A 17978-nucleotide genomic window follows, 5' to 3' on the forward strand; every position below is an offset into this window, starting at 1 on the left:
GATCCGGCGTAGTGGCCGCAGCCTGCCATGATGTGGCGCTTCAGTAATCATAGAAATGCTCGATGCTCACGCCCCTGGCCTTGAGATCGCGGTTGATATCGACGAGACGGTCGATCCTAGCCTTCAGGCCGGCCCTGCGGAAGCCGGGTTTGCCGTCAAGCTCCAGTGAAAACAGTTCCGTGGTTCCTTTGACGTCAAGCTTGGCGGCGTCGGGCGCGATCACGGTGATCAGGATTTCGCGGTTGCCGGCGATCTCGGCGAGCCCAAAACCCTGATCCAGCAGGCTTTGCAGGATTTCGGTGAAATCCTTGTAGCGCGGCGTCTGCACCAGCTGCCATTGCGGCGTCAGCGCGCGGATCAGTTTGATACGCGGCTCCTTCGCCAGCACTGCCGGCGGCAACGTCGCGACCGCGAACATGATGTCGCGCGGTTCGTCGTCGCCACCGGCATCGAGCGCTTTCTGGATCAGCGCGGCATAACCGACCTTGAGATAGTACTCGGTGCCGAGCGCAAAATACCGTTCCCATGTTCGCAGCGGGCTATCGGTCCGCGCCGAAATCGCCATCAAGCCATCGAGCTTCTCGCGGAACGGAAATTTGAACCAGGGAACGGTGTAAAGAAACGCAGCATAGTCCTGCAGTACCTTGCGCGCGTACAGATCTTGCGGGGTCCGTTCCTCGCCCCGGATCCATTCGAACACACGGCCGATGGTGTTCTCGTAAAATCCCTTGATCGCGTACTCGATCGAGTAGCTGACGCCGATAATGTAGATCATGGTTTTGACTTCGGTGAGCGATTCACCGGTCGGCGGCACCGCCTGATTGATGGTGCAGAAGCTGCGCCAGAATCCGAAAATGTGTCCGAGATAGTTGAAATGGCTTTCGCTGGACCGATCGAGGAAGCGGCCGAAATCCTCGAACGAATAGACGATGTACCATTCGGGAAAGGTGAAGAAGGTATTGTTCTGCTTGCGCTGGTAACGCGGCTCGTTGATCGCAGGCAGCGTTACTGACGGCGCAGGTGACGCCGAAGCCGACGAAGAGGGGCGGCACGTGCCCTCGATATAGGCGAGCGGCCCAAGCACCGATACCGCGATCAGGATCGCGATGACGACAAGAATGCGCCGCAGCCATTTAAGCATGAACGGCGGTCCGCGTGCGCGGCGCCAGCAGGTAGCCGATCAGGATCGCGACACCGCCGAGGGCGAGATGCGGCGCATTGGTGAACACCCGCGTCATCAGCGGCAAGTCGCGGATACCGTTGATCAGGATGCCGAAGTCGAGATAGCCCGAGCCGGTGAAGAGGCCGAGCAAGCCGTCGGCAAAGTAGAACGCGCCGAACAATTGGAAGAACAGTTCCGAGGCGCGGCGAGAGGTCAGCGCTGCCGCGAGTGCCCACAGCGCGGAAACCAGATGCAGCCCGTCGGCATACCAGGTGCGGCGGAAAAGGCCGAAGATCATGTCGTTCTGGTCGATGAAGGCCGGGATGTATCCGGTCAGGATCACGAAGCCGAGCAGGGCGGCGTAGCCCCAGGCGCACAATCTGATGATATCCATGATGCCTCCGGCCTTTTCGAATCTGTCGCTAAGTCTAGAGCTTTCCGAGCGCCTTGAGCAGGGCGTCATTGAACAAAGCGGGGTCCTCGATTTGCGGAATATGGCCAAGGCCCGGCAGCAAAGTGAGGGTGGTCTCCGGCGGCAACAGCGTTCGCAGATCAAGCGCCTGCTCAACCGGAGTAGTGTTGTCCTTGTCGCCCCACAGGATGGCGACGGGGAGTTTCACCCGTGCATATGCGGTGCGATCGGCACTCACGGCGTTGCGGTCGGCGCCGAGGAAGTAATATAGCCAGTCGGCGATGTCAGGGGTGGTATCGCGCTGCGTCGTCGGCCGTTGCAGGATCGCGACGAATTCGGGCAGCGCGCGTTCCTTCTTCTCGATCAGGGATTCGAGCAGCGTCTTCGTCGCCACCGGATTGGTGATGGTCAGCGATACCAGTATTTCGCGAATCCATTTTGGCTGAATGATCCATGGCGCCTCGGAAGGAGCTACCGTCAGTCCCAGCGCCGCATCTACCAGTATGAGGCCTCGCGCCCGGTCCGGATAGCGCATCACCAGTTCGGTCGCTGCACCGGCGCCAAAGGAATGGCCGACGATAATCGCCGGCTTGGCTTTCAGATTGGCGAGAACATCGTTGATGCGTGCAGCCTGATCCTTCCTTGTGTAGCTGCCCGGACGATCTGAAAATCCAAACGGCGGCAGGTCGAGGGCGATGACGCGAAAGCCGGCGGCGGCGAGCACGCCGGTCGTGTGCCGCCAGAGTTCGCTCCACGCCGCGGGTGCCGTGAAACAGCACGACGGGAATTCCATCCGCCGGGCCTTTTTCCTGCACGAACACGCCACCGGAGCTGGTCGGCACCAGACGGCCTGATGGCGGCGCCAGTTCGGCGCGGGTGTGGGTTTCGCGGATCGATGCCGCCATCCGGAACGCCGTTATCGCGATCACGATCAAGATCATGAGCGCCAGCAGCGTCTTGCCCGACCAGCGCAGTATGTTTGAGATCACGAGGCCTCGCAGAAATGGATCGATCAAAATCGGGTGCAGTCAAATCAGATCGAATTTTAAGCTGGTGCAGATTCCCGGCGATGAAAAATCGCGGACATGAACAGCGGGCAGTTAACACCGGCGACAAAGTTGCGAATTACTGCCCCGACGGCGTGCGCAGGCCGTGCCAGGCGTCGCGCACCTGATGGTAATGCACTTCCGGCAGGTAATCCGGCGTGTTGAGCCCCAGCGTCTTGACGTCGAGCCGGCCGATGGCGCTGAGCAGGGTATAGGAGGCGATCACGCGGTCGCGTTGTGCGCCGATCAAGCGCGCCTTTGCCAGGATCAGATCCTGCTGCGAGTTCAGCACGTCGACGGTGGTGCGCTGGCCGCCCGCGGCTTCACGCTGCACGCCCTGCAAGGCGACCGTTGCAGCCCGCACTTCGGATTCGGAAGCGGACACCGCGACCTTGGCGCCTTCATTGGCAACCCAGGCGCCGACCGCCGCGGTGCGCGCCTGGTTGCGGACCTGGTCGAGCACCAGCCGGCTTTGGGCTGAGATTTCCTTGGCCTGCCGGGTCTGCGAGGCGGCCATACCGCCATCGTAGATCGGCTGGTTGAGTTGGCCGGCTATCGAAGCCTGGTCGGTCCCGAAGGTGCCGAGCGTGGGATCCGACTGCTTGCTGCGGCTGACGCTGCCTTGCATCGTGATGGTCGGCAACAGGCTGCTTTCGGCGACCCGGATGCTGGTCGAGGCGACATCGACGTCAAAGGCGGCCGCCATCACAGCCGGATGTTGTTGGAAGGCGAGACCGATGGCGTCATCGCGGTTGCGCGGCAGATAACGGTCTACGGTTTCGGCGAGGCCCAACTGCGTCGGCGTGTTGCCGATCACCTGGGTATAGGTGGCCTGGCTGATGGCCAAGGCAACCTCGGCGGCGTTGAGGTCGGCGAGGCCACGGTTGAGGCGGGCTTCAGCCTGGGCCGTGTCGGTCGGCGTCACGTCACCGGCATTGAGGCGCTTCTGGGTGATGCCCAGCGTTTCCCGCAGGAACGCGACGTTGGAACGCTGCGCTGACACCAGCGACTGGTTGGCCAGCACGTTGGTGTAGACGGTGACGGCATCGAGCAGCACGCCCTGGCCGACATTGCGCAGGGCCTCGCGGCCGGACGATACCTGCAGTTCCGCGACGCGGACGCTGTTGGCGGTCTTGAAGCCGTTGAACAGGGTCTGGGTCACCGTCACCCCGATGGTCCAGGGTTTCAGGTTCGCCGACTGCACGGTGTTGTCAGGCAGGAGGTTGCGGACCGCCTGCAGGCCGGCGGTGAGGCTGGCGACGATCTGCGGCCGGTACCCCGCCAGCGCCTGCGGCACGCCTTCGTCGGTGGCACGCTGGCGCGCGCGTTCGGCGTTGAGCTGCGGGTTGGTCTGATAGGCCTTGGCCAGCGCGTCCGGGAGGTTCTCGGCCTGGGCGCCTGCCGCGGCAAGCGCCACGCAAATCACGACGCCAAGGCAAATGCCTGTTCGAAGCACGCGCCTTGCAACGTGGCCAACTCTAGCGGCACGCCCAACCATTTGATCCCGCAACTACCTAAGGCCCGTCCGCCCCCGCCGACGGCCTCGTCACATCTACCTGTTTAGGGGGCGGTGCCGCCACTGGCAAACGGTCGCGCGAGATCATCACAGGAATTCGGCGCTTGGCTGTTGCAGGTTCGTCACAGACGAAGTTCGGTAACAAATGCGTTATAGCTCGAAGCAGCCGGCGTCCATTCCAGGGCGGTCGGCGTTTCATGACGCCGGGTCCGCATTTTGATGCCGAAACTGTTTTCCGACCCCGAAGCGATCGCGGAAGACATCATCCGCGATGTCGGAACCAACCTCGTGGTTGGATTGCCGCTTGGGCTCGGCAAGGCCAACCACATCATCAATGCGCTCTATGCGCGTGCCGCGGCCGATCGCTCGATCAACCTGACCTTGTTTTCCGCGTTGACCCTGGAAAAGCCGAAGCCGGGCAGCCTGCTTGAAAAGCGCTTCATCGCTCCGGTAATCGACCGGCTGTTCGGCGGCTATCCCGATTTGACCTACGCCGCCGCGCTGCATGCCGGCGCGCTGCCGCCCAACATCCAGGTGATTGAATTTTTCTTCCTCGCCGGAAAGTGGCTGCACGTGCCGTATCCGCAGCAGCATTACATTTCTGCAAACTACACGCATGCCGCGTCCTATCTGCTGGCGCGCGGACTCAATGTCGTGACCCAATTGGTGGCGAAGCGCGTGGAGGGCGGCGTCGCGCGCTACAGCCTGAGCTGCAACACCGACACCACGCTCGACATTTTGCGCGCCCGCGCCGAGGGCCGGGCCTCGTTCAGGCTGGTGGGCCAGGTCAATTCCGAACTGCCGTTCATGCCCGGCGCCGGTGATCTGCCGGGCGACGAATTCAGCGCGGTACTCGACAGCCCCGAGACGGACTTTCCGCTGTTCGCGCCGCCGGCCGAGCCGATCAGCGACACCAAATACGCCATCGGCCTGCATGCCGCGGGTCTCGTGCCCGATGGCGGCACGCTACAGATCGGCATCGGGCAGGTCGGCGATGCGCTGGCGCAGGGCCTGATCGTTCGTCACCGCGACAATGCGCAATTCCGGGCGGTCATGAAGCGGCTCGCGCCGGAACAACCGGTGCCGCAGGCCGGATCGTTCGAGAAGGGGCTGTACGGCGTCAGTGAAATGCTGTTCGAAGCGTTTCTCGGCCTGATCGACGCCGGCATTCTCAAGCGCGAAGTCGATGGCGTGACGCTGCACGGCGCGTTTTTCCTCGGGCCGAAAGCCTTCTATCGCACGCTGCGCGAGTTGCCGGCGGAACAGATCGCGCGCATCCAGATGATGCCGGTGTCTTTCACCAACCAGCTTTATGGCGACGAGGACATCAAACGTCGCGCACGCGTCGATGCGCGCTTCGTCAACAATGCGATGATGGCGACCTTGATGGGCGCTGCGATCTCCGACGGCCTCGAGAACGGTCAGGTCGTGAGCGGTGTTGGTGGTCAGTATAATTTCGTGGCGCAGGCGTTCGCATTGCAGGGCGCGCGATCCGTTCTGGCTTTGGAATCGACCCGGCAGACCGGCGCGAAGGCGCAATCCAACATCCTCTGGAACTACGGCCATCAAACCATTCCGCGGCATCTGCGCGATGTTTTCGTCACCGAATATGGCGTCGCCGACGTCAGAGGAAAATCCGACGCCGAGACCATCGCGGCGATGCTTTCGATATCCGACTCTCGCTTCCAGGGCGAACTCGCAAAGGTGGCCAAGGATGCCGGCAAGCTGCCGAAGGATTTTGAAATACCGCGCGCGTATCGCCGGAATTTTCCGGAAGCGATCGCGGCAGCGTTAAAGCCCGCGCGCGAGGCGGGCCTGCTGCCGTCGTTCCCGTTCGGCAGCGATTTCACGGAGACCGAACAGCGGCTGATCCCGGCTTTGCAGCTGCTGCGGGATGCCCAGCGCACGCCGCTTCGGTTGCCGGGGCTGTTGTGGCAGGGAATGACGCAGCCGCCGAACGCCGCGCGTCTCGAATGCCTGGCTCGGCTAGGCCTCGACCGCCCGACGACATTTGTCGAGCGGGCCTATCGCGCGCTGGTGAATGCGGCGCTGGCGCGGAGCGGGGCGACGAAGTAACTCCATCGTCGTCCCGGCGAACGGCGGGACCCATACGCCGCGGCCAGCTTTGCTGGAAAAGGAAGATAACGACCAGCGTGCATAATAATAGCTGCCGGTGGCTATGGGTCCCGGCGTTCGCCGGGACGACATAGAGTGTGTGTGCGCTCTTACCGGTTCTTGTTCACCGGCTTGCGCTTCTCGATAAACGCCGCCATGCCCTCGGAGCGGTCTTCCAGCGCGAAGGTCGAGTGGAACAGATTGCGCTCGACATTCATGCCTTCCGACAGTGGCGTCTCGAACGCCCGGTTGATGGCTTCCTTCGCCATCGCGGCCGCGGGACGCGACATCGAGGCGATCTTTTCCGCCGCCGCCAGCGCTTCGTCCATCAGGCTGGAAGCCGGCACGACGCGGCTGACCAGGCCCGAACGCTCGGCTTCCGCGGCGTCCATCATCCGTCCCGTGAGACAGAGATCCATCGCCTTGGATTTGCCGATCGCGCGCGTCAGCCGCTGGGTCCCGCCGATGCCGGGGATGGTGCCGAGCGTGATTTCCGGCTGGCCGAATTTGGCGGTGTCGGAGGCAATGATGATGTCGCACATCATCGCAAGTTCGCAGCCGCCGCCGAGCGCATAGCCGCTGACGGCCGCGATCGTCGGCTTGCGGCAGGTGGCGATGCGGTCGCCGCCGATGGCGGCGAAATCGCTGGAGAACATGTCGATGAAGGTTTTTGGCTGCATCTCCTTGATGTCGGCGCCGGCCGCAAAGGCCTTTTCGCTGCCGGTGACCAAGATGCATCCGATCGCGTCGTCGGCTTCGAGGTCATCGACGGCGGCGGCGATCTCGCGAAACACGCCGAACGACAGCGCGTTGAGCATTTTCGGGCGGTTCAGCGTGATAATGCCAACCGCGCCTTTGCTTTCGACAATGATGTGTTCGAACGTAGCCATGGTTCACCCCGGTGCCTGATTTGGCGGGCAATGTGCCCGCTGGCGGCCAGGGCTTCAAGTAGGCAGAGCTTCAAGTAGGCTCGGCTTCAAGTGGGCTGAAGAGGCGGCCCGGACGCATGTCGCTGCGTCCGGTGCCCGATACCTCACGCCATGAACATGCGCGCGGCCGAGGCCATCGTCAGCAATGCGCCAAAGGCGATGAAGATTTTTCCGATCAACGAGGTCTGATCCCAGGTCGAACTGTCAGGGCTGGAAGCCAGGACCGGCGCCGCGGGGGCGGGTTTGGCCGAGACCATCGCGACGGTCTGCGTGGCCGGGTTCTGCTGCAGGGCCCGATCGACATCGTTGAGCTGATCAGATGAGACCACGGCTTCGTTGGTGGGCTGCGCTTCCCCCGGCTTATCGGCTGACGCCAGCAGGATATTGGCCTTTGCCGTCATCGCCTGGGCGCTGCCAGGGGCCGTATCGGCGGATGCCAGTTGCGCATTGGCGTTGGCGATCGACGCCGGAATCGTGAGCGCGCCGCCGGTCGAGGCGTCGGCCACCTCAACGGCTTTCCTGGTCTCGGCAGGTTTCGCCGCGACTTTGCCCGATCGACGCGTGTAGCGCTTCCAGTGACGGGTGCTCTGCCGGACGGACTTTCCGGGCGTCGCGCTTTCCGACTTCGACGTGGCGGCCGCGCGGTCCGTGCTGGCTGCCGTCGCCGGCGACGGCCCCGCGAAACATACGAAGAGCCCTGTCGCTAATATCAAGGCCGAGCGCCCGCTGGCTTTGACAATCATGTGGCAATCTCCCCATTTGCCCGCCCCCGAAAGCGAAATGAGACCCCGCCCCGTGTCCACAGCGGGGCAAAAAAAGGGAATCTTCGGGCAAGAACGGCAAAAGCAGGGCAACAGCGTTGCAGCGGCCGGCGGCGGGTGCGAGCCGGAGCGATCGATGGTATGAGCCAGCCGGCAAGGAACCGACTGTCCCGATTCCCGAATGAGGATGCGCGAAGACAAACGCCTGGGCGGCTGATGCACCTGTGATCACGACTTCGTGATCAGGATGCCCTGATGTAACAAATTGAAAGAACGAGCGAATTGCAAGGTGGGAGCGCGCGTGCGCGAACGTGAGGACGAATGGACCGGCCTGATGCGGTCGGCCATTTCAGGCGACAGTACGGCGTATCATCGCCTGCTCAAGGCCGTCACGCCGGTGCTCCGGGCCGCGGCGCGCCGCGGGCTCACGCGTGCAGGGCAACCGGTCGATCAGTCCGAGGACATCGTGCAGGACATTTTGCTGGCGGTGCATTTGAAGCGGCACACCTGGGACGTCAGCGCCCCGTTTGCCCCATGGCTGTTTGCGATCGCCCGCAACAAGCTGATCGACGCGCTGCGGCGCCGGGGCCGGCGGGTGTTCGTCAATATCGACGATTTCGCCGAGGTGCTCCCGGGCGAGGCCCCGGTTGAGACGGCGTCGGCGGGCGAGGTCGCTGCCCAGCTGGCGTCGCTGCCGGCGCGCCAGCGCGACGTCCTGCAGTCGATCGCCGTCGAGAGTGCTTCGATCAAGGATACCGCGGCCAAACTGGCGATGAGCGAGGGCGCGGTGCGGGTCGCGCTGCATCGGGGCTTGACCAGCCTGACGGCGAAGTTACGGGAACAATGAGAATGGATACCGATCAGCTCATCAAAACCCTGGCTGCCGACAACGCGCACCGCGCCCGGCCGGTCGGCTTTGCGCTGATGCTGGCGCTGATGGCGGCGGCTCCCGTCTCGCTCTTGATGTTCTTCACCGAGCTTGGCATCCGGCCCGACGTAATGACCGCGATGCGCAATCCGTTCTTCGATCTGAAATTCGCCGTGACGCTGGCACTGGCGATCGCGGCCATTGCCGTCAGCCTGCATCTGTCGCGGCCGGAAGCGTCACTGCGCGGCTTCGGCTGGCTGCTGTTGATCCCGGCCGGGCTTCTGACCGCAGGCATCGGCGGCGAGATGATGATGCCGCAGCGGCTGCCAATGATGACGCGGCTGATGGGTAACAATTCGCGGATGTGCATGACGGCGATCCCGCTGCTGTCATTGCCGATCCTGGCAGGCGCGCTGCTCGGCCTGCGTCACGGCGCGCCGGCACGGCCAGCTCTGGCCGGCGCCATCGCCGGATTGCTGTCGGCGGGGTTGGCCGCGACGCTCTACGCGTCGCATTGCACCGATGATTCACCGCTGTTCGTGGCGACCTGGTACACGCTCTCGACTGCGCTGGTCACGGCGATCGGCGCGCTCGCCGGATCGAAACTGCTCAGGTTCTGATTCTTTTGCCGTCCCGGCGCCTGATGCGCAATTGCGCACCAGGCCGGGACGACGCGAACTTGTGGCTCACTTCGCGGGCGCGCTTTGCTGCATGCGATGGAAGCGCAGCACCTGCTGGGCGGTCGATGGCCGCAGCCGCTCATAGGTATCCTTGCACGCCGATATGTCGGTCGGCTCCCCGCCCGTCAACTCGTCGCGCATGTTGATGATCGCCCGGACAGTGGACCATGACAGGCTCGCCACTTTCGCCAGGATCATCACGCCTTCGGCGCGGCTTTCGATCATCATGTTCTCGGCGATTGCCACCGGCACATTGGCCAGCGCTGCGATGGAGGCGTTGGCTTCGTCGAATTTGCCGGCCTCGGCAAATGACGCCACCTGGAATTCGTCGAGCCGGCCGTCCTGGTAAAGCGATTTGACCAGCGCGTGGGCAATCTCGGTGTTCCTGGTGATCGCCGACGGTGCGGAGCGCGCGCGCCGCGTCGCCTCCTTGACCGCGTTCGGCACCTGCGCCGCCATTTGCGGGTTGCCCGCCTCCAGCCGCTGCCGCACCGTGTCGGACGCCTTGGCCAGCAGCTTCAAATACAGATGCCGTGGAATGGTCGGACGCAGGCCGAGGCAGGTCGTGAGGTTGTCGTCTCCTTCGGCGCGGTTGACCAGCCGCGTGAAGCCGCGCTCGGTGAATTCGGCGCCCGGATTGTTGACGGTGCTCTGGATCACCTCATCGTTGCCGCGCTGGACCAGCACGTCGGTGACCGCGCCGCTCAATACTTTGCGCGTCGAGATCGCCATCAAATGGGCCTGGCTCTTGCTGCGCGCATTCTCGATCAGGGTCTTGTCGTCGAGCCGTGCCGATTGCGACAGCACCGGCCCGGCGACCTCGATCACGTCGTCGAATGCCAGTGCCCGGATCGTCAGCGGCGGTGCGGTGTCGATCGGCGCGAGACGGTTGGCCAGCAATGTCTTGGCTGACGTTTCGATGTGCACGATCAGGCATTGGAAGACATCATCGAACAGGCCGACCTGTTCATCCGAATAATCCACCGCGCCGTTGATGAAGAGGTCGGTTACCCGGCGCAAGGTCTCGACCCGGCGGGCGACCGTCCCGTGCGCGAGCGTGGTCTGCAGTTCGTCGAGCAGGTTCATGGGGGCGATAGCGGACTTCGAACTCATATGACTCTATCCTGGAGCAAAAGCCGGCGACGGCTTCTCCGTCGCCGGAACAACTGAAATGGTCGGTTTTCAGGCGCTGGCGATGCGGTTGCGTCCCTGTGCCTTGGCTGCGTAAAGCGCGCTATCGGCGCGGGCGAGGAGTATGTCCGGGGTTTCTTCCGGCTTCAGCGTCGCGACGCCTCCGGAAATGGTCACGCTCATGTCGGGCGAGAACGCGCTCCAGTCGAGCTCTGCAATGATCCCGCGCAGCCGGTCGAGCGCACGCACGGCGTGCTCGGTGCTCATGCCGGGCAGCACCAGCAGGAATTCCTCGCCGCCGTAGCGGCCGAAGCGGTCGATGCTGCGGATGTTGGCGAACATGGTGATGGCGAAAGTCCGCAGCACCTCGTCGCCGGTCGGATGACCAAAGGCGTCGTTGATGCGCTTGAACCAGTCGAGATCGATCAATGCAATCGAGCAGGGTGCGTCATTGCGGCCGGCGCGGGCGATCTCTTCGTCCAGCATCCGCATGATGCAGCGGCGGTTATACGATCCGGTGAGTTCGTCGAGTTCGGCGAGCTCCTCGATCCGCTTGTAGGCTTCCTTGAGTTTCAGCCCGCTCTGATACAGCGATTGCTTCAACGAGCTGGAGAAGATGCCCAGGAACATGCAGCGTCCGATGCTCAGGACGAACACCAGCAAGGTGGCAAAGCGCTCGAGGTGGCTGCCATGCGGCATCGAGATCGGTCTGTCGGTCAACAGGAACAGCCCGGCCAGGCCGATCGTCATCGCCGTCCAGATCATCATGGTCTGCGCAGGGATCGAGCGCAGCGAACTGAAGCTGAACACGATGAACAGGGTGCACAGGAACATCCCGCCGACTTCCGGCGCGATATAGGTGAACGCCAGCGCAATCAGCATGCAGATGGTCGCCTGCGGGGCGACCAGATAATGATCCTTGAAGCGCTCGTTGAACCCGAATTCCGAAAGGATGAGGCTGAAAATCACCAGCGTCAGGCCGGAAGCGGCATAGGCCGGGGCGATCATGGGCGGTATCGAGCCGGCCTGCGCATAAAGCAGCAGGACCCCGGCGTCGATGATGTAGCTGACCCCGATCATGATCAGGATCTGGCGGCGCTGCTTGGCACGCCGGGCAAGCGCCTTCGCCGCCGGCTGGGTACCGACGCCATCCAGATCGGCCGGATTCACGAATGAGGAGGCAGCGGTGCCCATGGACTCGCCGTTGGTGGAACTCGGCAAAAATCTAAGTGGGAAAGCCTTTAGGTTTGGTATCTTTTGGAACCGAATCTGGTCCGTTAAAACACCTCCATTACCCTGTTTCGCAACGGAAATTTGGCGGATTCGGGCGGCTGCGACCGTTGCGTGGCAGCTCAACTTGTACGCAGATGCTGCCTTGCGGACCAAGCCTTGGTAAGGTCGCAACGGGTGGCGCAACCTCTAGGAAAGCAATTCCGTATTATGGTACCAATTCCGGGCCTTCGTTCGTTCTCGCCGGCATCTCGGCCGTCCGGCGATCCTCTGTGGGGTAGATCACACATGCAGTCCGGTCATTGCCGTAATGTGAAGAATCTTGCCTCGGCAATCGAACCCTCGGCCATCTCCCCCCGACCAACCTTGCGAGACGGCAATTGAGCGCGACACAGGCGGCTTCAGACGAAATTCTGATCGCTCGGATCGCTCAAGGCGACCGGCTCGCCATGCAGGTGCTCTACGGAAGGCACCATGTCAGGGTGTTCCGTTTCGGGCTTCGGCTCGTCAGGGACGAACAGGTTGCGGAAGACCTCATCAGTGAGGTGTTTCTCGATGTGTGGCGCCAGGCTGGCAAGTTCGAAGGCCGATCCGCCGTTACCACCTGGCTGCTGGCGATTACGCGGTTCAAGGCCCTGTCGGCACTTAGGCGCCGCAAGGATGTTGGACTGGACGATGAGACCGCGAACGCGATCGAGGATACGTCCGATGATCCGGAAGTGGTGGTGCAGAAGAAAGATACCAGTGATGCGTTGCGCAAGTGCCTGACATCACTTTCGCCTGAGCATCGGGAGATCGTCGATCTCGTCTACTACCACGAGAAGTCCGTGGAAGAGGTGGCCGAAATCGTCGGAATTCCCGAAAACACCGTCAAGACGCGTCTGTTTTATGCGCGCAAGAAATTGGCCGAACTGCTGAAGGCAGCCGGCATTGAGCGAGGTTGGCCATGATGGCGATGAGCAAGAAAATGCTGGATCAAGAGCCCGGCGAAATCGAGATGCTGCTGCCATTCCATGCGGCCGGCACGTTGAACGCGCGCGATGCGCGTCGCGTCGATGAGGCGCTCGCCGGCGATCCCGACCTGGCCCGGCAATATGCCGTGATCCAGGAAGAATACGCCGAGACCATTCATCTCAACGAAAGCCTGGGTGCGCCGTCCGCGCGCGCCATGCAGAAGCTGTTCGCGGCGATCGACGGCGAGCCCGAGCGCAAGCCGTCGGTGTCGATCAATCTCTCGGCGCGGATCGCGGAATTCTTCACGAAACTTTCGCCCCGGACGCTGGCCTGGTCGGCGAGCCTCGGCGCGGTCGCGCTGCTGCTGCAGGCCGGGGTGATTGGCGCAGTGCTGGTGAAGAATCAGGCCGCCTCGTTCCAGACCGCTTCGCTGAGCCTCAATCAGACGTCGGCGCCGCTTACCCGCGAACTTGGTGCCGCAGTGCCGCCGCGCGCGCTGGTGCGGTTTAACCCGGACGCGCGCATCGCCGACATCAATGCGCTCTTGGACAATTATCAGGCCTCGATCGTTGATGGCGCCAAGGGCGGCATGTTCCGGCTGCAGTTTGGCAACCGTGCGCTGGGCAAGGACGAAGTCACGAACCTGATGAACAAGTTGCAAGGTGAGAAGATCGTCAGTCTTGCGGTGCCGACGCCGTAACGCGTCGGTCGCCTGACCAAGCCGAGGTCCCATGGTCGATGTTGGCGTGAATTGGCGGAAAAGGGCGCAGCGCGCGGCATGTGCATTGTCGGCGATGGCGCTGCCGCTCGTGCTGTTCGGCGGTTCGGTCGCCGACGCGCAAGCCATCATGCGCACGCCGAGCCTGAACGTCAGTTCCCGGGTGCCGACAATCAATCCGTCCGCAACGTCCAGAATCAATCCCACCGTCGGGGCGCGGGTCAATCCGGCCATCACGAGCCGCCCCGTCATCACGAACCGGCCCGTCATCACGAATCGCCCTGTCATTGCGAACCGGCCAGTCGTCACGACCCGGCCCGGTCCCGGGGTCATCGCGCGCGTTCCGCCGACCACGCACGGCGGAGGCGGAGGTGGCGACACGACGTTGGTCGGGCGGATACCGAACGGGCGTCCCGAGATCTCCCGTGTCGGTGTGGATCCGACGCTTCCGCTGCGTTTCTCGCCCAACCTCTATCCGGTCTGCCAATACGCCAATCGCGGTCCTGACGGCGAATGTTTCGACCGCCCGGTCCTCTCGGTCGATGGCGGCGGCAACGGCACCTCCGTCAAGAAGGGCAACAACGCTTCGCGCAACAACGCGCCGCCGCAGGCGGCCGCGATCGACACGCGCGCGATCCCGAACGAACTGGTGGCGGAGATCGACAGCGCGTTATCACCGGCGCAAGCCGATGAACTGGCCCGGCGTCACGGCCTTGAGCGGCTCTCCTCGCAGGAATTCCCGCTGATCGGCGGCACCATCGGCCTGTTCCGGATCATCGATCAGCGCCCGGTGGACGTCGTCCGCCGTGAGTTCGCCGCTGACAGCGCCGGCGGCGTGAAGTCGGTACAGCTCAATTTCCGCTATATGCTGCAAGACCAGAAAGACCAGAAGCGCTCGATGAGCGAGGGTGACGCCGCGCAATACGCGGTCGCCCAGCTTCGGCTGCCGCAGGCGCACAAGCTGGTCCGCGGCATGAACGTCACCATTGCGGTGATCGATTCAGGCGTTGACGTCAAACATCCCGAACTCGTCAATTCGGTTGCCGATAGTTTCGATGCGCTGGGCAGCAAGGAAGGCCCGCACGTCCACGGCACCGGCATTGCCGGCGCGATCGTGGCGCATGGCAAGCTGATGGGAAGCGCGCCGGAGGCGCGGCTATTGGCGATCCGTGCGTTCGGCAGCGGCGCAAATGGTGCTGAGAGCACCTCCTATGTGATCCTCAAGGGGCTGGACTATGCGGCCGAGCACGGTGCGCAGATCATCAACATGAGTTTTGCAGGACCGAAGGATCCCTTGATCGAGCGTGGCGTTGCCGCAACCGCTGCCAAGGGGATCCTGATGGTGGCCGCCGCAGGCAATGCCGGCGCCAAATCGCCGGCGCTCTATCCCGCAGCCAATCCGAACGTCATTGCGGTGAGCGGAACCGACTCGCAGGCAAAGCTGTTTGCGGCATCGAACCGCGGTGTCCATATCGCCATCGCAGCGCCCGGCGCGGATATCTTCCTGCCGGCGCCGGACGATAAATACCAGATCACCTCGGGTACCTCGTTTTCCGCCGCCTTTGTCAGCGGCGTTGCCGCCTTGATGCTGGAGCGCAATCCTGCGTTGAAGCCGAACGATTTACGCGCGATTCTGACGAAGACCGCCCGCGACCTTGGCGCGCCCGGCCGTGACGACATGTTCGGGGCGGGCGAGGTCGATGCTTTCGCAGCCGTCACCGCCTCGACGGCCGCGCCCGCCGTACCGCTCGCTGCGGTTTCGGGAACTCCGGGTTCTCAAAAGGCACCGGCTCCCGCCGATAACGCTTCCGTGAGCAGAGCGATGAACGACTCGGCGCCGGCGATGGCATCCGAGAAATCGGCTGCAAACACCGTCAATCGCCCCGCTACGCGGTGATTTCGGGCCGGCTCGCCCGAATAGAAAGTTAAAAAAATCGATCGGCCTTTTGAACGTCCCGCGAAGCTGCTGCGACTAATGAATGTGGGAGCGGTTATCCCTCCCCATCGGCTGTATTCGGCGCGAGCGCCCATCCACCCCAAGCGCCCATATGGCTTGACCCGTCCGGTTGTCCCCCCGGACGGGTCTTTTCTTTTCAGCGCCCCGTTTCTGAGCGAGAGCCCCCATTGATGCGGGGCGAGTGCCGTTCTGCCATCGGGATCACAACCGGGCGTGCGCGCGCTGATCGAGCCGCGTTGCCGTCATGAAATCACCGCGGGTCCACGCAACGCGGCCATGCCGTTGAACGGCTTGACGGTCGATAGCGCGAGTAACCCTGCATTCATGCGGGTTTCTTGCACCGGGAGGCGTCCCGTAATGCCACGTACTGGACAAGCAAGAAGTTTTCCACAGAATATCCCCACCACGTCCAGTTGATTCGCCTCTGTTGCGTCTGCGTCCGTTCTTCTCCTTACGGGCAGTTTTATGACACATCATGCAGACGTGGCACGTGGCCGCGATATCGTTGCGCGCTGGTGCAATCTTGCGGAGCAGCGGCTGGATTACCTCACCGAACTGTTCGAGACCGGGCGCTGGCGGCGATTTCACACCGAAGACGCATTTCTCGAAAACATCCGGGAAGCCAAGGAAGCGGTCGAACTCTGGCGCAAGCTGGAGACGCGCGAGGCATCGCTCGACAACACCGCTGTCGATCTGTCCTGGCTCGGACGTCGCGAATCGACGCTGACAATCAGCGCGCGGCTGCGTGAGTACGCTCCGTCGGCTCCAAGTCTGGCCCTAAGCTTGGCCCCGGTCGCCGCCGAGCTGCCACGCGATGTTCCGGGCGATGTCCTGATCGCGCTGGAAAGCGTACTCGCCGATAGTGCCGAGGCGCCCTCGGTGCCCGATGCGCCGGCGCTGGACGATCTGTCGCCTCCGGCGCTGGATCTTGACGCGATCAGGGACCGGTACCCGCTGCTGCGCAACGCGCTGTAAAGGAGCCGCGCCCTACCGCCGCACCGCGTTGGTCCCGATCACCACCTGGGCGTAACGCTGGGCGCCCTCGGCGGACAGGTCGGTCGTGACGGCGCGGGCGTGGTCGAGGCCGACCACGGCGCCGCGCGGGGTTTCCGAAATCATGTTGTTGTTGACCAGCGCGGTGCCTGCGCCCGCCACCACCGAGACGCCGACCCCGACAAAGGCCTTGCGGATCACATTGCCCGTGATGGCGATGTCGCGGAGATATTTGCCCCAGCCGGCTACGATCCCGAAGGAGGGCGCGTTCTCGATCACATTGCCGGTCACGGAACTGTCCGCCTCGACATAAATGCCGACGCCCGCGTCATCGTCCGGAATGGTGCCGACCGGCCGCTTGGGCAGCAGATTGCGGATGACGTTGCCCTGCACGACCGCGATGCGGCCGCCCTCATTGAAATTGCAGACGGAGACGCCGACGGCGGCGCCGTCGACGGTGTTGTTGGCGATCACGGCACCTTCGAACGAGAATTCCGAATACAGCGCGACTTCGCGGACATCGCTGACGCTGTTGCCTGATATCTGGATGTTGGACGCCGAATTGCCGCGCACCGCCGAATAGTCGCAATTGCGGATGCGGTTGCCGCGCACGATCACGTTGCCGGCGCGGAAGGCGTTGATGGCGTTGCCGTACTGGCCGGAGCCGCCAGGACCGGCCTTGATGTCCTCGATGCGGTTGTCCACGACCAGCGTGCCGTCATCTCCGATCGCCGTGCGCAGGATCTCGATACCGTTGTCATTGGTGTCGATGATGGTGTTGCGCGAGACGATCAGGCCCTTTGCATCGAACGATACCACCGCCGTGGTCGCAATCCTGGTGAAGATGTTGCCGCTGATGTCGCCGGAGACCTGCTCGAGCCAGATGCCGTTGCCGCCGCTGGCGGTGATTTCGCAGTCGGTGATGCGGACATCGCGCCCACCCGCGCAATGAACGAGGCCGCGCCGCGTCGGCAGCGGAACGGCGCCGCCGTCGAACGTGATGCCTGACAGGCCGATGCCGCCGGCCCCCTCGCTCTGCAGCATCGATGCGCCGCCACTGAAGACGAATTTGGTCGCGCCGCGCACGCCGACCAGTTGCGAGCCGTTTTGCAGGCGGAGCAGCCCGGTGCGGTAGACGCCCGGCGGCAGCGACAGCGGCACCTGCGCCCGCGCAGCTTCATCGATCGCGCGCTGCAACGCCTTGGTTTGATCGTCGGGACTGCCGGGACGCACGCCATACTGCGTGGCGTCACGCCCGAACGTCGAGGCGGGCGGCGCCGCGCGCGCAGCGTCCGGCGACATCGCCAACGCGCCGGCAATGCCGGCGGCGGAAACGCCCATGAACTGGCGGCGTTTTGCGTCCATGATTCGATATCCTCGCGCAATGCAGGCCATGGCATTCGCAGGGCCAAAGCTAGCGCGAAAATGCACCGGCGCATGGTGAACGCGAGGGCGGAACAGGGCGATTGTTGGGGGTAGGGTTAATTTGTTCCATGCGACACGGGA

At 63.4% G+C, this 17978-nt stretch carries 16 protein-coding genes; 7 read left to right on the plus strand and 9 right to left on the minus strand.

Translation table 11 applies throughout. The annotated features are described in order from the left end of the window. Positions 1-40: 40 nt before the first annotated feature. The 4 genes from ABIE49_RS34150 to ABIE49_RS34165 form a co-directional block, all read right to left on the minus strand. Positions 41-1141 (minus strand): hypothetical protein, encoded by a 1101-nt coding sequence (locus tag ABIE49_RS34150; RefSeq protein WP_192737393.1) that lies wholly within the window; start codon positions 1139-1141, stop codon positions 41-43. Then, a complete protein-coding gene (locus ABIE49_RS34155) occupies positions 1134-1556 on the minus strand; it encodes a hypothetical protein (protein ID WP_192737394.1) in 423 nt (140 codons plus the stop codon). The genes ABIE49_RS34150 and ABIE49_RS34155 overlap by 8 nt, the downstream gene beginning before the upstream one ends. Positions 1557-1590: 34 nt before the next feature. Further along, complete coding sequence (locus ABIE49_RS34160) at positions 1591-2367, minus strand: alpha/beta fold hydrolase (RefSeq protein WP_354067118.1); 777 nt, start codon at positions 2365-2367, stop codon at positions 1591-1593. Between the two features lie 332 nt (positions 2368-2699). Beyond that, positions 2700-4118, minus strand: coding sequence for a TolC family outer membrane protein (locus ABIE49_RS34165; RefSeq protein ID WP_192737396.1), 1419 nt, complete (start codon positions 4116-4118; stop codon positions 2700-2702). Between the two features lie 237 nt (positions 4119-4355). Between ABIE49_RS34165 and ABIE49_RS34170 the strand changes: the two genes are divergently transcribed. Further along, positions 4356-6212 carry an acetyl-CoA hydrolase/transferase C-terminal domain-containing protein gene (locus ABIE49_RS34170; protein ID WP_192737397.1) on the plus strand — a complete coding sequence of 619 codons (1857 nt, stop codon included), beginning with the start codon at positions 4356-4358 and terminating at the stop codon, positions 6210-6212. A gap of 149 nt (positions 6213-6361) precedes the next feature. Here ABIE49_RS34170 and ABIE49_RS34175 read toward each other — a convergent pair whose 3' ends face one another. Both ABIE49_RS34175 and ABIE49_RS34180 read right to left on the minus strand, forming a co-directional pair. Next, a complete protein-coding gene (locus ABIE49_RS34175; protein ID WP_192737398.1) occupies positions 6362-7141 on the minus strand; it encodes an enoyl-CoA hydratase in 780 nt (259 codons plus the stop codon). Between the two features lie 143 nt (positions 7142-7284). After that, positions 7285-7923, minus strand: a complete 639-nt coding sequence (locus ABIE49_RS34180; RefSeq protein WP_210337358.1) for a hypothetical protein — start codon at positions 7921-7923, stop codon at positions 7285-7287. 319 nt (positions 7924-8242) lie between these two features. Between ABIE49_RS34180 and ABIE49_RS34185 the strand changes: the two genes are divergently transcribed. Together ABIE49_RS34185 and ABIE49_RS34190 are read left to right on the plus strand one after the other, a co-directional pair. Continuing rightward, a complete protein-coding gene (locus ABIE49_RS34185; protein WP_192737399.1) occupies positions 8243-8788 on the plus strand; it encodes a sigma-70 family RNA polymerase sigma factor in 546 nt (181 codons plus the stop codon). Positions 8789-8790: 2 nt separating this feature from the next. Then, complete coding sequence (locus ABIE49_RS34190; protein WP_192737400.1) at positions 8791-9429, plus strand: NrsF family protein; 639 nt, start codon at positions 8791-8793, stop codon at positions 9427-9429. A 66-nt stretch (positions 9430-9495) separates the two neighbouring features. On the opposite strand, the gene ABIE49_RS34195 is transcribed toward ABIE49_RS34190, so the two are convergent. Beyond that, a complete protein-coding gene (locus ABIE49_RS34195) occupies positions 9496-10602 on the minus strand; it encodes a DUF2336 domain-containing protein (protein ID WP_192737401.1) in 1107 nt (368 codons plus the stop codon). Positions 10603-10671: 69 nt separating this feature from the next. Beyond that, positions 10672-11814 (minus strand): GGDEF domain-containing protein, encoded by a 1143-nt coding sequence (locus ABIE49_RS34200; protein ID WP_192737402.1) that lies wholly within the window; start codon positions 11812-11814, stop codon positions 10672-10674. 416 nt (positions 11815-12230) lie between these two features. Here ABIE49_RS34200 and ABIE49_RS34205 point away from each other — a divergent pair, with 416 nt between their 5' ends. The 4 genes from ABIE49_RS34205 (at position 12231) to ABIE49_RS34220 (ending at position 16454) form a co-directional block, all read left to right on the plus strand. Then, positions 12231-12800, plus strand: a complete 570-nt coding sequence (locus ABIE49_RS34205; RefSeq protein ID WP_192737403.1) for a sigma-70 family RNA polymerase sigma factor — start codon at positions 12231-12233, stop codon at positions 12798-12800. Further along, positions 12797-13504, plus strand: coding sequence for a hypothetical protein (locus ABIE49_RS34210; protein WP_192737404.1), 708 nt, complete (start codon positions 12797-12799; stop codon positions 13502-13504). The genes ABIE49_RS34205 and ABIE49_RS34210 overlap by 4 nt, the downstream gene beginning before the upstream one ends. 31 nt (positions 13505-13535) lie before the next feature. Next, complete coding sequence (locus ABIE49_RS34215) at positions 13536-15419, plus strand: S8 family serine peptidase (RefSeq protein ID WP_502915951.1); 1884 nt, start codon at positions 13536-13538, stop codon at positions 15417-15419. Between the two features lie 525 nt (positions 15420-15944). Continuing rightward, positions 15945-16454, plus strand: coding sequence for a TIGR03809 family protein (locus ABIE49_RS34220; RefSeq protein ID WP_192737405.1), 510 nt, complete (start codon positions 15945-15947; stop codon positions 16452-16454). Positions 16455-16466: 12 nt separating this feature from the next. On the opposite strand, the gene ABIE49_RS34225 is transcribed toward ABIE49_RS34220, so the two are convergent. Further along, on the minus strand, positions 16467-17837 hold the full coding sequence (locus ABIE49_RS34225; protein ID WP_192737406.1) for a TIGR03808 family TAT-translocated repetitive protein: 1371 nt from the start codon (positions 17835-17837) through the stop codon (positions 16467-16469). Positions 17838-17978: the final 141 nt, after the last annotated feature.

Source organism: Bradyrhizobium sp. OAE829 (assembly GCF_040546575.1).
Lineage (GTDB): Bacteria > Pseudomonadota > Alphaproteobacteria > Rhizobiales > Xanthobacteraceae > Bradyrhizobium.

Excerpts from the sequence above, each read along its gene's own strand:
- ABIE49_RS34195 (WP_192737401.1), bottom strand. The coding sequence starts at position 10,602 with ATGAGTTCGAAGTCCGCTATCGCCCCCATGAACCTGCTCGACGAACTG.
- ABIE49_RS34190 (WP_192737400.1), top strand. The coding sequence starts at position 8,791 with ATGGATACCGATCAGCTCATCAAAACCCTGGCTGCCGACAACGCGCAC.
- ABIE49_RS34210 (WP_192737404.1), top strand. The coding sequence starts at position 12,797 with ATGATGGCGATGAGCAAGAAAATGCTGGATCAAGAGCCCGGCGAAATC.
- ABIE49_RS34180 (WP_210337358.1), bottom strand. The coding sequence starts at position 7,923 with ATGATTGTCAAAGCCAGCGGGCGCTCGGCCTTGATATTAGCGACAGGG.
- ABIE49_RS34165 (WP_192737396.1), bottom strand. The coding sequence starts at position 4,118 with ATGGTTGGGCGTGCCGCTAGAGTTGGCCACGTTGCAAGGCGCGTGCTT.
- ABIE49_RS34170 (WP_192737397.1), top strand. The coding sequence starts at position 4,356 with ATGCCGAAACTGTTTTCCGACCCCGAAGCGATCGCGGAAGACATCATC.
- ABIE49_RS34200 (WP_192737402.1), bottom strand. The coding sequence starts at position 11,814 with ATGGGCACCGCTGCCTCCTCATTCGTGAATCCGGCCGATCTGGATGGC.
- ABIE49_RS34160 (WP_354067118.1), bottom strand. The coding sequence starts at position 2,367 with ATGGAATTCCCGTCGTGCTGTTTCACGGCACCCGCGGCGTGGAGCGAA.
- ABIE49_RS34225 (WP_192737406.1), bottom strand. The coding sequence starts at position 17,837 with ATGGACGCAAAACGCCGCCAGTTCATGGGCGTTTCCGCCGCCGGCATT.
- ABIE49_RS34150 (WP_192737393.1), bottom strand. The coding sequence starts at position 1,141 with ATGCTTAAATGGCTGCGGCGCATTCTTGTCGTCATCGCGATCCTGATC.
- ABIE49_RS34220 (WP_192737405.1), top strand. The coding sequence starts at position 15,945 with ATGACACATCATGCAGACGTGGCACGTGGCCGCGATATCGTTGCGCGC.
- ABIE49_RS34215 (WP_502915951.1), top strand. The coding sequence starts at position 13,536 with ATGGTCGATGTTGGCGTGAATTGGCGGAAAAGGGCGCAGCGCGCGGCA.
- ABIE49_RS34155 (WP_192737394.1), bottom strand. The coding sequence starts at position 1,556 with ATGGATATCATCAGATTGTGCGCCTGGGGCTACGCCGCCCTGCTCGGC.
- ABIE49_RS34175 (WP_192737398.1), bottom strand. The coding sequence starts at position 7,141 with ATGGCTACGTTCGAACACATCATTGTCGAAAGCAAAGGCGCGGTTGGC.